Origin of the sequence: Rickettsia typhi str. Wilmington (assembly GCF_000008045.1) — a bacterium.
Lineage (GTDB): Bacteria > Pseudomonadota > Alphaproteobacteria > Rickettsiales > Rickettsiaceae > Rickettsia > Rickettsia typhi.
This window is the reverse complement of record NC_006142.1, coordinates 979,827-996,582: the sequence shown is the minus strand read 5'-3', so window position 1 is coordinate 996,582 and position 16,756 is coordinate 979,827. Positions and strand designations below refer to the sequence as shown.

Sequence of the window (16,756 nt, the reverse complement as noted above, 5' to 3'; positions counted from 1 at the left end):
ACTCCAAGATATCTCATAAAATTATTAGAAATGACTTTTATGGATATGTTGTGTGATCTATTGCTTTTCATTGAGTTTAATTTTCATGATGTTCATCTAGTGTAATACTAGTTAATTTTTTTATTATCTCTCTATTAATATCAAATCCAAAATTTCTCATGAGTATCTATTAAAGTTTGATTATGTAGGACTTACAAAATGTTTTTTCTCTTATTAGCTGCTTGACTTAACTTTTAGGCAATTTCTAATACGTATTAATACTTTGCTAGCATTTTTTTATTCTTTTTGCCATTATATCTCTAACTTTTATATTCAATGATAGTATCTGTGATATTTTGTCAGTAGTTAAAATTTTATCAGTAAATTTTCTACTGATAAATGAAATACATTTAAAATCGAATTTGGCATTAGACCGAAATAAATAATAATTAGTATTAATGGCGCTATAGAGAGTATTTCATATCTATATAAATCTTTGAAATGCTTAATTTCTGTATTGGTAATTTCACCAAGCATGACTTCTTTATATAATTTTAGCATGTAAACTGCTCCAAGTATTATACCAAGTGCTGCTATACAGGCCGCGACTACATTTACCTTATAAATCCCAAGTAAGCTTAAAAATTCTCCAATAAATCCGCTGGTACTAGGTAATCCGATAGAGCTTAGCATTGTAATCATAAAAAATGTAGCAAGTACAGGCATTTTACTTGCGACACCACCATATTTAGCTATTTCTTTTGTATGTAATCTTTCATATAAGGTGCCAACTATTAAGAATAAGGATGAAGAAACTACACCATGACTAAGCATCTGAAATATTGCTCCGCTAATTCCAGTTTCGGTAAAGCTAAAAATGCCAATTGTAACATATCCCATATGTGCAATAGATGAATAAGCTATCATTTGCTTAATATCTTTTTGAGCAAGTGCAACGAGGGATGAATATATTATTGCAATAACGCTAAGGTAAATTACGTAAATTGCGAATTCTTGTGAAACATTAGGCAAAAGCGGTAGTAATACTCTTAAAAACCCGTAACTGCCGAGTTTTAGTAAAATACCAGCAAGAATAACTGAACCACTAGTCGGAGCTTGCACGTGTGCATCAGGTAGCCAAGTATGGAATGGAATCATCGGGATTTTAACAGCAAAAGCAATAAAAATAGTCCACCATAAAATTTTCTGAGCAAATAATGGAATATTCTCTGTCAGTGCAAGAATATATGTTAAATCAAAGCTATGAATTTTGCTATAAATATAAATTAATGCAAGTAGGAAAAATACTGAGCCGAAGAAAGTATATAAGAAGAATTTTAGAGCCGCATATATTCTATTATCACCTCCCCATACGCCGATAATAATATACATTGGCACTAATATTGCTTCAAAAAAGAGATAAAACAATAGTAAATTTACTGCAGTAAATGCCCCTATACAGAAAGATTCCATTAATAAAAAGCATACTAAATATTCTTTAATATATTTTTTAATAGTAAATATGCTTCCTATTATACAAATAAGAGTAAGAAAAGAAGTTAGAACTACAAAAAATATTGCAATACCGTCAATACCAACATGAAATTCAAGTCCGATCTTATCAAGCCAAGTGTAGCGTTCAACAAATTGATAAGTATGGTTTGAGGCGTCAAACTCTATTAAAATATAGATAGTTAAGATGAATGTTAGAACCGAGCTAAGCATCGCCACCATCGCCACATATATATTTAGTTTATTAGCTTTTTTACTTTGATTAATAAACAGCAAAATATATAGCACACTTATTAGCGGCAAAAAAATAGTGATAGATATAATAGGTAATTCTAACATTTTATTAAAAATTTTGTAAATTGCTTTCCTCATTGCATTATGTTTTGCAAGAGTGTAGTAATAATAAAAAACGCTATAAATGCGCATTTTTATGTGCTTGTTTAATTACATTACTATGTAGTGATCTCACACTGAGAGTTTTAGTTTTAAATCAGTAAATACTTTTCCATACAAAATAACTAATTGTTATAACAATAAATGATACTATATATAAAGCATAATTAAAAATATATCCTGTTTGTATTTTGCAGGTAAGAGCACAAAAGTAATTAATAACTCGTGCAAAACCATTAGGTCCAAAACGATCAATTATTTTTTGGTCACCAAGATAAAATAAATAGGCTAGGCAGTGAATAGGTTTAATAATTAAGTAATTATATATTTCATCAAAGTAATATTTATTACGCAATATATTGGGAATGAATAATATCATTTTATAGTTTGACTGTGGAATCCAGTCTTTTTTACTTTTATTAGATTTATTGGTTAATGCATCATGATATGGCAGAGAGTCCTTATATAAACAAATACCAATAACAATTCCAACAATGCCTACTGCCATAGGAAGTAATTTTATATATAAAGGAGTATGGTTAATGAGTAGCTTATAAATATGTAAATTAAATAAGCTTTCATGGAAATAGCCATTTGGTTTATTCATAGAGAGCAAATAATAACCTAGCATACCACTAAAAAAGCTGCCTGCAACGAGTAATATAAGTGGATTATTCATTGTTTTAGTAGGTTCATGAGCATGCTCAAAAACATCTTTTTCTAGTTTAGTTTTGCCATGGAATACCAATATAATAATCTTCATTGAATAAATAGCGGTAAGCATTGCTGCAGTTATCCCAAAAATAAACATAAACGACCCGCTACTATACGCTGCTTCTAAAATTAAATCTTTAGAATAAAATCCTGATAAAGGATAAATTCCTATTAATGCAAGTGAACCAATTAAAAAATTTCCATAAGTAATAGGCATTTTATTTATTAAATTACCCATTTTAAAAATGTTATGTTCATTAACTGAGTGTATTACGCTACCGGCTGATAAAAATAATAATGCTTTGAAAAAAGCATGAGTGACTAAGTGAAATATTGCGCTATTATATGAAGATACTCCGCACGCCATAAACATATAACCAAGTTGGCTACATGTAGAGTAAGCAATAATCTTCTTGATATCACTTTGCATAATTGCAATGCTTGCTGCAAAAAGACACGTAATACCGCCTATTATTGTAATAAACTGTAGTACTATAGGGCTATATTCAAATAAATACGAGCACCGCGCTACTAAGAATATACCTGCTGTTACCATAGTTGCTGCGTGAATCAGTGCTGATACCGGAGTTGGTCCTTCCATCGCATCAGGAAGCCACACATGTAAACCAATTTGTGCAGATTTACCAATGCAACCTATGGATAATAATAAACAAATAATGTCTAGAATGGAAAAATGTACTAATATTTTTGTATTAGATAATAATTTTGCAGATAAAAATACATCTTTGTAATTTGCTGAACCATTATAAATAATAATCGTGATTATACCTAAGATAAAGGCAAAATCGCTTACTCTGTTTGTTATAAAAGCTTTCATTGCTGCTTTATTGGCTGATTCTTTTGAATACCAAAATCCAATTAGTAAATATGAGCAAACGCCGACGCCTTCCCAGCCGCAAAATAATTGTAAGAAATTATCAGCTGATACGAGCATTAACATAAAGAACGTAAATAAAGAAAGAAAAGACAAGAAACGTATAATTCCCTTATCGTTCGCCATATACCCTAGTGAATAGATATGCACAACGCTTGACACAAATGTTACAACTATAAACATTATACTAGTTAGTTGATCAATATAAATCGACCAATTTACTTTAAAGTTTCTAAACTCAATCCATGGTAATAATTTAATATGAATTATCTTCCCGACTAAAGTCGCATCACAAAATATTATTAAAGAGAATAATGCAGATAACAATAAAAAACTAATTGCAATTATTTTGGCTAATTTTTTATCTATTCTGTTTAAGAATAGTCCGTTTATTACACTAGATACAAGAGGTAATATAATGATCATTATAGCAAGATTTTGATGAATCATTATCCCCTCATCTTATTAATGTCGGTAATTTTAATTGAGCCTTTATTGCGAAAATATATTAGTAATATTGCAAGTCCTATTGCGGTTTCTGCAGCTGCGACGGTTAAGATTATAATACTAAAAATTTGTCCCGATAATTCTTGCATATATACAGAAAACGCAACAAAATTTATGTTAACAGCAAGTAACATTAACTCAATAGACATTAGTATATTGATAATATTTTTGCGATGCATAAATAATCCAAACATCCCAATAGTAAAAACTAAGCTGCTTAAAATTAAATAATGATTAAGCGAAATATATTCATTCATATTTAATATTTTCAACACCTTTATTTAAAATAGGTTTTGTCATTAATATAACATTACCTTTATTATGAGATAGTTGCTTTCTAATATCTTGATATTTTACTCTCTCACGTTTTTTTAATGTTAACGTAATGCATGAAATCATAGCAACAAATAATATAAGTCCTGCCATTTGAAATGGTAGCATAAAATCTGTATAAAGTACACTTCCTATTGCTTTAGTATTTGATATATTATTTGCTATAGCAAATGATATATTGGAACTGTGATTAATGTTTTTAGTACTAAGTATAACAGTTATTACTAAATCTACAAACATAATTAAAGTTATAAAAATACTTAAAGATAGATTTTCTCTTAACTTTGTTATCGCCTGATTAAAATTTATATCCAACATCATTATAACAAACAGAAATAATACAGCTACAGCTCCAACATAAATTACTATAAGTAGCATAGCTAAAAATTCTGCTCCAAGCAAAATCATCAGACCTGCAGCATTGATAAATGTAAAAATTAACCATAATACTGAATATACGGAATTTTTGCTTAAAACAACGCATAAACTGCTAATAATTATTAATGTTGTAAATAAATAAAAAAATATTGGCATGGTATACTCGTGAAATTTAAAAAATTTGCTACGTCATCTTTTTGTAAGTAGAAAGTTCAAATTTGCTATACTAATAACGCATTAGAAGCAAATTTCTCGATCATTGGCGTAAATAAGCTTTCTAGTTCTTTGCGTATTTCTTCTTTATTTTCTATTTTTTGCCCTTCTTTACTTAAAGTTAATTCACCTTTTTCTACATGACCAAGTATAGCTTCAATTATTGCTTTTTTATCATTTTTACCATCCATATATCTAAGTGCAAACTTCTCAAAGAAATTAACGCCTATTGGTTCATGTTTTAAATTTGTAACCCACATAGAAGGTGTATGTTTTGCTTGATATAGCACCATTTGTGTTGTTTTAGGCTTATCAAGCACTGGTTTATTCCTATGCTTCTGATTTGTAATACTAATATAACCTTGGAGTACTAGCTTCATTGCGTTATTTAAAAGCTCATTTTTGATTTCGTTTAATTTATTATTATTTAGTTTTTTATTAGCTTCAGACGTTACTTGCTTAAAACTTAATGGATTATTTAGATTCTCACTAAAAGTGTATAAAATAGCCTTCATATAAGGTGAAGTTGTTGATAAATTACACTCTTTATTACCGTTTAAGAAGAATTGTAAATTTTCGGCAGCATTATCAAGATCTACTTCTTGAAGTGGTTTTTCAGGAACTACATTAAAGATTATATTAAATTTTTTTATATCCTCATTATTAATATTTCTATTAATTTTTAGATCATTATGACATAGTAAAGTTGTTCTAAAACGACGATTCGTAATAAAATCCATATATTGTTCAGTTCTAACTATATCATTTACTGCTTTTAACTGCTCTACTACTTTTGGCGGCATATTACCAAGATACATAGTTGATATATTACAATCAGCTAAATATTGTAAATTATACTTTCTTGCCTCATTCATAAATTCATGAAAATAGAACTGAGCATTTTCTTCTTCTAGATGATCATGACGTAAATAATGATCAGTTTGTTTAGCAAGTAGACCTGCCTCAGTTTTTAATACTTCTGCATAAGGTGTTTTAGAGTTCTCTAAGCTATCCTTAACAAATTCTAACAACAATCTAGATTGAGCAATCCTATCACGCACATTTGTAAATGAACTAGAATGATAAAGCATCATATCTCGGATAGTGCGCACCATATTCCAACCAGGTAGCGTATTATAGCTAATATATGCTATTCCATTCGTGCTAAGATTACTATTACACACTTTAAAAATTTTATCTCTAACGATTTTTGGCACCCAAGAAATTACACCATGGCAAATTATATAATCAAATTTACCGAAAGAATCGTTAATATCTGTTATCGAACAGTGATGAAATTCTATATTTTTGAGTCCTAACGCTCTAACATTTTTATTTGCTTCATCAATTTGTACCTTAGATAAATCGACTCCAACAAAATGAGCTTTTGGATAAAGAACTGCATGTGGTATTAAATTACCTCCTGCCGCACAACCAAGCTCTAATATTTTTGAATTTTCAACTTCAGGAGCATTGATACCGAAAAGAGTTGCAAGTGTACTTAAGTGATAAGGATTGGTAATAGCATATGGGTAGCTTTCATATGGTATTTCATCATAAGTGTTATGATCTGCAACCGTATCAGTACAGTTCACCAAGGATTGTATAGAATTTATTTTTGTTGTTTTATCATGATCGTTAGTAGTACTAGATTTTAGTGACATATTTTTTCCTTATATTCCTTATAATCATTGTATTATTTTTATCATCATATTAATCATTAGGATGATACCTGAGATTTCATAATATTTCACAGAATTGTTAGAATGGCAATCTATAAGTAAATCCTATACCAAATTCTCCAACCGCTATAGTTTTTTTGATAGAATTTGCATTCATTAATTGAACTGTTTTTATATCAAGTGTATCATAATTAATTCTTACTCTATATGCAGTTTGTAATTTTGCAGTTGCATCTATACTTAAATCTGAAGTAATATCTTGTGTAACTCCAAGACCTGCTTGCCAAGCAAGACAATTTTTACGCGTTCTACGTACTTTAAAATAATCGTTATTTATAACACTCCACCTAGAAGAAGTAGACTTAACTTTTATTTGTGCTATCCCTCCTCCGAGTATTATAAAAGGGATGAAAGTTTTTATTTTTTTCAAATCATAAATAAGATTTAGCATATATATATTTGATACTATGGTAGTAGTACCTATGGCTTTAGGTATAGTAATACTATTGATTAAATTTTTATGTGGCAATAAGTAATGCAGACGATATTTAGGTTGATAAGTTGCTGAAAATTCCATAGATATCTGTGGATATATTATATAGCCTATTTTCCCGCTATACATATTTGATTGTTTTAAAATTATTTCGGTATTTGAGTGTTTATGTCGAAATTTACGAACTACCGGTTCAACTATTCCTATTGCTGCTCCTATATAGGAACCTATTTCTTTTGCAAAAGTAATGTTATTATAAATGATTATAGTAATAAAAAATAACTTTAATAGTTTATTCATTATTGTTGTTTATAAAATAAAAAAACATTATATATCCCCTTTATTTATGGTCAATCATATTTTTCCTCATTATGGAAGCAATTATGCCCAATAGTAATGAAGTAATAGTTACAGTGAGTGATATATATGCCGGAATCGCTATATAATGATGCATAAATATTTTAAAACCGATAAATATTAAAATTAAAGCCAAAGAATATTTTATATAGCTGAAACGTTCTACAATTTCTGATAAACAAAAGAATAATGATCTTAGTCCTAGAATAGCAAAAATATTTGAAGTATAAATTATATAAACATCATTAGTAATTGCGAATATTGCGGCTATGCTATCTATAGCAAAAACTACATCTATTGTTTCTATCAGTATTAATGATACAAAAAGGGGGCTAAAATATAATTTGTTATTACGTTTAATAACAAATTTATGCCCTTCCAGATTATGGGTAATATTTAGATTTTTTATTATTGATTTATAAATATAAGAATTTTGTATATCATAAGTTTTATGTGATACATTAAAAGTCTTTATACCTGTAGCAATAAGTATTACAGCAAAAATATATAATAACCAAGAAAATTTGTGTATAAGCATAATACCACCGTAGATTATGATCGCTTTAAAGATTATTACTCCTATTATACCGAAAAATAAAACACGATGTTGATATGTAGTAGGAATTTTAAAAAATTGAAAAATAATAGAGATAATAAAAATATTATCAAGGGCCATAGCTTTCTCAATGAGAAAACAAGTATAATATTCACGAGCATGATCTAAGCCCATATTATGGTAAATATAGATCCCAAATAAGCAAGATATTATAAAATAAAAAAGGCTCAAAAATACACTGCTTTTAAAGGCTATTACTGTATTCTTCTTATGTACTATTCCTAAATCAAGAATTAGTAAAGCAGCGATTATCGTATAAAAAATAATCCAACTCATTTATTTATCTTTTCATTTTATATTGCATGTGGAAATATAGTCCTCCACCAAACATAACTCTTAGCTGGAATTTAATAAAATTTTCCCCTTGTTTTAAATAAGGTTTAATATCAATAGGATTTTTTGCACTAATAAGTTTATTATTAACTTTAGCTTGTAATGCTTTACCTTGATCTTTTCCATTGTTGCAATACCTCTTCTCATCTAGAGAATCAACGTCAGTAGGTAAGCTAAGTAGCTTTGTGCCATTAACGTATATTAATGTGCAATCATCGTACCATAAATCTTCTACTATAAAATACTCAATATCATCCATTATTGCATCTAAAGTTACTTTGAATATTACAGTATGTAATATTGTATTGTCCGGTTCATGTCCAGCACTTATAAATGCTCCATCCTTTGGAAATGCCATAATGCTCCCATATCGTACTGGTTTTTTATTTAAGAAATAGTCACCTATTTTAGTAACAGGATTATAAGGTGTATCAGGTAATTGATTTGATGGAAAATCGTTATACACAACTTGTATAGGTAACCCTGTAGATTTTCTACAGCCAACATTGTGACCTAAAGGTTCAAACTCTACAACTTTTCTATCAAAATATGATAAGCAATGACGTTCTAAAGGTTTATTAGGATCAATCAGTATCCAATTCGTTGGACATTTTCCTTTGACAAGTTCACCTATATCGCTTTTAGGCCATTCTGCATTACCGTGACTTTTACCTGACGGAGCTTCAGCTGTGCTAGGAATTTTAGTACAAGTAGGTACTAATATAGGGGCGCAAAGATTTAATTCTTGCCAAGTTTTATCTCTTACATCCTCAGTCTCAGCATTATATGTCGGCTCAGGCGGAGTATTTTCATTTCCTTTTGTATATGTTACTGTATAATATTTTGAAGGATCTACAGGTACTAGTATTGGTCCTATGCTAGGTTCTGGCTTGATTCTATCTGTATAATCCCTACTTAAAACACATATTGGAGTATTAGCATTATCGTTATTGGTATAGCATTTACTCGGAATCTTGTTTATATTGCAAGTATAAATTGTAATACCTTTTTTTGGACCTGATACTGTTTCTTCTATAGAGCAGCGAGTTAGATCTATATCTTTTTTACATAAGCCAAGATTTGGATATTTAGCGTTATATTTATTTTTAAAATCTTTACAATTGATAGTATCATTGTTGTTTACTTTAGCAAGTACACAATTTTCAGATTCATTATTGTAACCTGGGATAGGAGCTCCATCGGATAAAGTAGGATGTGGCATAGGATTACAATGTTGAAAATTTTTTGGCATTAAGCATGCATGTGTTCCACCTTGTATATACTTACCGTTTATATACTCTAAATATTTTAAATATACAGCACTTAAGTCAGGATTGCCATTACTATCATAAGGTTCTTTATCGTCTTTATATTTACCGTGAATAGTCAATTGATTTAGAGCATTAGCTCCTGAAAATGGCATAGCAATATATTTATCTTCTGTAGGATTTTTAGGTATAAATGCAACAGAAGAGCTATACTGATAACCTGCAAGCATTACTATACTTTCTGTATCAGTTGGGTTTGGAGGTGGAGGGCCGGCGTATGATAACGGTGTTACAAGAGTGCTTGTCTCATCTATTATATTGCTACCTTCTCTTACTTGTAATGAAGCAATGAATTGTGGCTTATAATAAGCATCGTTAGGATTACTATTATTAGTACAAGTAATTCCTGCATATTGTTTCGCACATTCATATGCAGCTAAACTGTAAGAATGATTAACCCTCGGTACACAATCTATTAAATTACCAGACTCAAATAAGCAAATATTATTAGGATTTTGCTTATCGTCTTCTGTATTACTAATAGATACATAAAGTTTTCTATCCTTACCGTTATTGTCTTTTAATGTGATATCTGTCTTTATCGGGATTAAGCTATTTGTATCTTGTTTTTGTACCTTAGGAAATTTTATGCTTACATCCTGAAATTCGCCTATATTAACTCCCCATACTTTTTGACATGTAGTGGCATTAGCACTTGGACAGTCTGGTATATCGTCTCTGTAATAATCGTGCGGTGTTTCTATATTTCCAATTTTCTGTGAATATACTATTCTAAAACCCTCATTACAACCGTTAGCCGTAACGCTACATGGTGTAGGAATTTCTGTATTAATACATGCAGCGTTACCTGAAGTGTTCTTACACGATTTAATTAAATCTTTAAAAGCCGTATTAGTATGAGTAATTTTTGCTGAAGAAAAATCTATATTACGTAGCTCTATACATGTTTTTAGATCAGGATTTACTCCTGTACAAAGCGGTACAAGATTGCTGAAACTAACACGTATTGTATTATTCACTATATTATTTCTGACATTAATATTCGAAGGTACTACACAAGAAGGACTAGTAGAAGATTGGTCAAATGTGCCACTAGCATTTTTTTTGCTACATACATTATTCACATTAGGATTAATGCTAATAGCATTTAAATTTTGGCAATATGGCGGTGGAAATGGTCCTAAAGGTAATTGAACGCAACCAAAAGAATAGCTATCTACAGCACTGTTTAAGGCTCCAAGTTTTTCAATCACTTTTATTATTAAATCAGGAAAAAAATTAAAAACCTCTCCTATGGCATTAAGTATAGATTGTAGTACTTTTATAAATTCTGAATTTGGATCGATCATGCCAAGAAGCTGTCCTAATAAACTTGGTAAACTAAATCCTTTTACAGTTTCAACTAAAAATTTTAATACTTTTGCAATAGGGCTAAGTTCATTAGTTTGATGAAGAGGTTGACGATTAGGATTCCAGTCCATTGGATCGAGATGTATACCGGAATCTGAGATAAGGTTCACAAGACCAGGATCGCTATAAGCACAAAGTTTAGGAGATTTTAAAGTAATTATTTGCCCATCTACACCGATTATCTTATTATCACTTTCCGTATAACCGACTTTATTAAGATGTACTCCTTCAGTATAACCTGGATCTGCATAGGAATGTGATGCATTTATTACGGAAGGTGAATCCATATCAGGTATGGCAACTCTAGCACATACTCTAGTGAGAGGTAAACCGTAACCTGTAGGCCATAATACACATTCCCCATCCCAATTTAAAGTAGAGTTTTGGTGCCAACAAGCTATTGCGTTGCAGCTTTGTACTCTAATACGAATTTTTGGAGTAAAGTAGCTACTATCAGGTGCTTCTTCTGCACATCTATTTAGTAAGAAACCGATAAATGTACCTGGATAATCAAACTGTAATAAACAAGTATCATTATTGCGACCATCGCTTTTATTCCAAGGAGGACATAATGTGCCTGGTTTAAAAGGTCCTCTTTTTACTTCATGTTTGCTGCCTTTATTCCAAATTTCTGTTCTATCGCTTTGTCCGCAGTTACATGGATCGCTAAGGCACGTGACTATATCATCCCAAATAGATGCATATACATTAAATGAGAAAGGTACAAATAAACAAAATAGTAAATATTTTTTTAACACTTTGAGTATTCTTGATGCTCGTTGTTTTTATAATTTATAATAAACTACAATCATCTCGTAAATTTATAGCAGTGAAAATTTTTTACATGATAAGTTATGAGACGAAAGAGTTTAGTATATATTTAACGCATTATATAGATAATTAATCCAATTATCTGGAGGACCGTTATGTTCTTGAAGTATTTTTTTATAAATATCCATTTCCTCTTGTCTGCTTGATAAAATACGTACAATACCTATTAAAGCTGCAATACTTAATTCAGAAGCAATTGATTCATTATCTTTATTAATTAAGAACATTCTTGCAGAAAGTATTAGCTGTGATAATTTTCGTATTTCCAATTCACTTAAACCTAAAATTTTATCTAAATCTTCTATTTTAACGTCAGAGGGCAGTATAATTTTAGTATTAATTAAATCAAGCCAAGGTTTTATAGTATATTTTGGATATGATTTAAGATAAATAAAATTGAAATTACTGACAAAAATACCATTATTTTCTGATAAATTATTATAGATTAAATTTATATTATCATAATAAGATTCAGGTCTGTAAAGTTGATCAAAATTATCAGCAGCAAATATTTTAGGTTTTGTGCCAAGTATGCTTAAATTATAACTCAAAGCATAAATTACTGCTGCACTAATACTTTGGTGTTTTTTTAAATTATGATTAAATTGTTCTAAAAATTTTCTCTCCATTGGATAGAATTGTTTAGAAAACGGCTCATCAGAAAGTGTATATAAGTTAAACCCTATCACTTCGCCTTCTTTAATGTTAAGAGATGGCCCATCAAATAATCCGTAATATAATTGTCCTTCAGTAAAAACTTTAAGTTTATCAAATATTTGTATTCCTCCTTCCTCTTTAAAATTTGCTAATTTTAAAATGTTAGAAAAAATACGTTTTTCTTTTTCAATTGATAAAATTTTATTTTTCAATTTTTCTAGAAAAGATATCTCGATTTCACTAAGTGGTGAAATATAATGACCACTGATTAATTTTAAAAATTCTAAAATGAAAGCTTGTGATTGTTCTGTATCATCTACTAAAAATGGATTGATAATTTGTTTGTCCGGTTCTAACCATTTGCCTTCTATTGCCTCAATAAAAATTTTAGAATCATTATTATTAGAAATATAAATTATTGTTGGTTCATATTTGGTTGATTCTGATATTAAAAAGTTCAATAATACGGTTTTGCCAGTTTTTTCTGTACCAAAGATGCAAGTATTACCTTTATTTGTTTTATCATGAAAATTCATGAAATATGGTGTACCTTTTTCAGTTCGCAGTAAAGTTATAGCCCTGCCCCAGGGATTATATTGATTACCGAGTGTAGTATTATGTAGAGCAGTAAAAGACGCAATATGTTCAACAGATAGTGGTGATATTCTGCGTATAAAAGCAAAGTTAGCAGGTAATTGTGACCAAAATATTTGCTCGATATTAATATCTTCTTTTACATGAATAATACCAAGCTTAAAGAGTTCTGTTGATGCTTTTGCTACAGCTTTGGCTAGTTTATTTTCATCTTCTTCTATAACTGCAATCGAAATTTGCTGGTTACAAAATTGAAAATCTACGTTAGCTTCATCAAATTTATTAATTCCTTTGTGATTAAGTAAAATTGAGTCGTTAGTAATTTTAAGAATATGATCTTGACCATGCAATTTGGATATTATTTGTTTTTTGCTAACAAAGTAAAATATTTCAGTTATTATTAATTCAATCGGTAATTGCAAAAATTTATCCAGTGTATTAGAAGGAGTTTCTTGATATTCTTTGATAGATAATAAAGAAACAAATTTGTTATTTTTTGCATGATCTGTAACTACTATTTTATCGCCGCTAATTGTATAAATGCTTCTACCTAATGCATTGGATAAATCTATTATAGGCACCAAACAATCATTATCGTTAAGATTAGCTATGCGATTATATAGAAATAAAGTATTAGAAAAAACATTATCATTTTCAAATATTATCCCAAGTTTTTCAGCCCCAAATTCATTTAAATCGTCCAAAATATTATTGGTGATATTTTCTAGTTTTTTAAAAGCTGAATCTAAGTATGTATTTTCAAAATTAGTAATTAATTTATAAGATAATGAATTTATTAAAGAACTAAAATTTTTGATCTGAATTTTAGCAGAATCATGTATTATAGATATATATAAAGTATTAACGAATTTATCATTCCAATGGTTTTTTCTTTGCCATAGTGTATGTATATTGGCTGGTAATAATTTTTTATAAGGCGTGGTATCGTCTAAGTTTTGTTTTTCTCGTATTGTGTGTAGCCAAAAAGCAAAATCATAATCGGTTATATGCTTTTTTATAGCAAGTCTAACCATTTCACGTAAATTTTGTATATTGTCGCTTATTTTCTCTGAGTTAATACCGTGTATTTTTACAATTTGTAGTAATTTACCGTCTTTGGTAAGTAAAGTATTTTCATTATAATGACATGCTATAGGTATAAAATTAGGCGCATTATAATTATATATATCTTTGTCAAATTTCCGTAAATCACTAAACACAAATAACCTGATTTAAATTATAGATTTTTTACTAATGAATATTGGCACATCGATACCTTGTAATTAAAAATTATCAGTTTTGATGCAGTAATCCAGTAAAAAATTCTAATTTACAGCATTTTTATTATTTTTCTGGATTACAAAACGTAGTATACGATTGTGTGCAATGATGATTTAGATCGCTGATTGCTACTACATCGCTAATGTTACATTAAACTATTATATAAAACTTTACCTTATTATTTTTATTTAATAAACAATTATTCACTATATGTAGTGATTTTTTTTAATCCTCCCATGTAATTTATTAAGACATCAGGTATAGTTATTGATCCATCGTTATTCTGATAATTCTCAAGTATTGCAACTATAGTTCTACCAATAGGTAATCCTGAAGCATTTAAAGTATGTACTAATGTAGTTTCATTACTACCGAATTCCTTATATCTTGCTTTCATTCTACGTGCTTGAAAATCACCACAATTAGAACAGCTTGCAATTTCACGATATTGATTTTGTCCAGGAAGCCATACTTCTATATCATAAGTTTTTTTCGCTGCAAATCCCATATCGCCAGTACAAAGTAGCATAACACGATACGGGAGATCGAGTTTTTTTAAAATCGTCTCTGATGCATTAGTGATATATTCATGCTCATTTTTTGATTCTTCAGGGGTAGTAATAGATACGAGTTCAACTTTACCAAACTGATGTAATCTAATCATGCCTCTTGTATCTCTACCACTACTACCTGCTTCTGATCTAAAACACGTGGTGTAAGCAACGTAACGCATAGGTAATTTTTCTCTTTGTATAATAGTATCGGCTACTATATTTACTAAAGATACTTCTGCGGTTGGAATTAGTCTATAACCATTTGTTGTTATAAAAGATTCTTCAGAAAACTTAGGTAGTTGTCCTGCATTATACATAGCACTATCTCGAACTAATAATGGAGGTGATATCTCAAAGAAGTCAAACTCTTTAGTATGAATGTCAACCATAAAATTAATTAAAGCACGTTCTAACTTTGCTAAATCACCTTTTAACGTTACAAATCTAGATCCAGAAATTTTAGCTGTTTGTTCAAAATCCATTAAATTTAATTTTGTACCTAATTCAAAATGCTGTTTATTCAAAGCATTTTTATTTGTGTTGCCGTAAGAACGCACTAATTTATTCATACTTTCATCGATCCCGTAAGGTACTTCCTCGTCCGGAATATTAGGAAGCATATTTAATAGTTCATTTAATTCGTTATTATTATCTAGAGTTTGTTCAAGTTCTTCTAACTTCTCATTTATATGGTTAACATCTCTTTGTAATTCTTCAAACTCTTCGCCACTTTTAGAGACCATATTACCTAAAATCTTTGATTTTACCTTACGTGCATGCTGAAATTCCTGAATTAAACTCGTAATTTTTCTTTTTTCTCGGTCTAGCATAGCAATTTTACTAGACATAGGTTCAATAAATCTTTGGCTCAATTTTTCATCGAATAATTCTTGATTTTCTCTAATCCATTTGATATTTAACATTTAAAGTCCTCGGTGTTTCTATAAAATTACACATAATTATTGAAATTTCATATAATAAAAGTAGTGGTATTGCAAGAGCAAACTGGCTTAAAATGTCAGGAGGTGTTAATATTCCTGCAATAATAAAGTTAATTACTATAGCAATGCGTCTTTTTTGTTTAAGTGTTTGTGTCTTAACTATTTTTAGTATATTTAATATTATGATCACAATTGGTAGTTGAAAAGCAATGCCAAAAGCGATAATTAAATGAATAACTAAATGTAGATATTCACTAATTCTTGCTTCTAAAATTATCGGTACTATCATATCACGTTTTTCAAAACTAAGAAAAAAATTCCAAGCTTTCGGCATTACAAAATAAAAAACAAAAATACTACCGCACCAAAATAAAATAGGCGACATAAAAAGAATGCAAGCAACAATTTTTTTTTCATGACTGTATAACCCTGGACTGATAAATAAATAACACTCTAAAGCAATCATAGGTATAATAATAGTAAAAGCAGTAAAAGCTGCAAGTTTTATATAAGTAAAAAATGCTTCTGTAAGTCCTGTATAAATTATATTTCGCACCGTATCACCGCTTAGTTTAGTAAGTGGTTGTAATAAAAAGCTATAAATATAATCGCTAAAATAATAGCAAATAGCAAATATAATTATAAAAGCAGTCAATATTCTAAGAAGTCTTATTTTAAATTCTAATAAATGTTCTTGAAAACTATATAACTTCATAATAAGTAAATAATGAAAAGTAAATAGATGAAGTTTAATTTGGAAAATAGTGATCAGTCTATAAGATGAGGAGTAGAGT

Annotated in this window: 11 protein-coding genes; all 11 read right to left on the bottom strand. The window is 29.3% G+C overall.

Translation table 11 applies throughout. The features are described from left to right. Nucleotides 1-345 precede the first annotated feature (345 nt). The gene (locus RT_RS03840; protein WP_011191211.1) at nt 346-1,830 is read right to left on the bottom strand and encodes an NADH-quinone oxidoreductase subunit M; all 1,485 of its coding nucleotides are present in this window, start codon (nt 1,828-1,830) and stop codon (nt 346-348) included. 151 nt (nt 1,831-1,981) lie between these two features. Beyond that, nucleotides 1,982-3,943 carry an NADH-quinone oxidoreductase subunit L gene (gene nuoL / locus RT_RS03835; protein ID WP_011191210.1) on the bottom strand — a complete coding sequence of 654 codons (1,962 nt, stop codon included), beginning with the start codon at nt 3,941-3,943 and terminating at the stop codon, nt 1,982-1,984. Then, on the bottom strand, nt 3,943-4,257 hold the full coding sequence (gene nuoK, locus RT_RS03830) for an NADH-quinone oxidoreductase subunit NuoK (protein WP_011191209.1): 315 nt from the start codon (nt 4,255-4,257) through the stop codon (nt 3,943-3,945). The genes nuoL and nuoK overlap by 1 nt, the downstream gene beginning before the upstream one ends. Further along, entirely contained in the window at nt 4,250-4,867 is a 618-nt protein-coding gene (locus tag RT_RS03825; RefSeq protein ID WP_011191208.1) for an NADH-quinone oxidoreductase subunit J, read from the bottom strand. Before RT_RS03825 ends, nuoK begins: the two co-directional genes overlap by 8 nt. Nucleotides 4,868-4,932: 65 nt before the next feature. Next, the gene (locus tag RT_RS03820) at nt 4,933-6,588 is read right to left on the bottom strand and encodes a lysine methyltransferase (protein ID WP_011191207.1); all 1,656 of its coding nucleotides are present in this window, start codon (nt 6,586-6,588) and stop codon (nt 4,933-4,935) included. Between the two features lie 97 nt (nt 6,589-6,685). After that, complete coding sequence (locus RT_RS03815) at nt 6,686-7,399, bottom strand: outer membrane protein (protein WP_011191206.1); 714 nt, start codon at nt 7,397-7,399, stop codon at nt 6,686-6,688. A gap of 40 nt (nt 7,400-7,439) precedes the next feature. Beyond that, on the bottom strand, nt 7,440-8,348 hold the full coding sequence (locus RT_RS03810) for a TerC/Alx family metal homeostasis membrane protein (RefSeq protein WP_011191205.1): 909 nt from the start codon (nt 8,346-8,348) through the stop codon (nt 7,440-7,442). Nucleotides 8,349-8,352: 4 nt separating this feature from the next. Beyond that, nucleotides 8,353-11,862 (bottom strand): hypothetical protein, encoded by a 3,510-nt coding sequence (locus RT_RS03805; protein WP_011191204.1) that lies wholly within the window; start codon nt 11,860-11,862, stop codon nt 8,353-8,355. Nucleotides 11,863-11,973: 111 nt separating this feature from the next. Continuing rightward, the gene (locus RT_RS03800; RefSeq protein WP_011191202.1) at nt 11,974-14,406 is read right to left on the bottom strand and encodes a VirB4 family type IV secretion/conjugal transfer ATPase; all 2,433 of its coding nucleotides are present in this window, start codon (nt 14,404-14,406) and stop codon (nt 11,974-11,976) included. Nucleotides 14,407-14,666: 260 nt separating this feature from the next. After that, entirely contained in the window at nt 14,667-15,944 is a 1,278-nt protein-coding gene (serS, locus tag RT_RS03795; protein ID WP_011191201.1) for a serine--tRNA ligase, read from the bottom strand. Beyond that, the gene (tatC, locus tag RT_RS03790; RefSeq protein WP_011191200.1) at nt 15,922-16,677 is read right to left on the bottom strand and encodes a twin-arginine translocase subunit TatC; all 756 of its coding nucleotides are present in this window, start codon (nt 16,675-16,677) and stop codon (nt 15,922-15,924) included. Before tatC ends, serS begins: the two co-directional genes overlap by 23 nt. Nucleotides 16,678-16,756 lie beyond the last annotated feature (79 nt).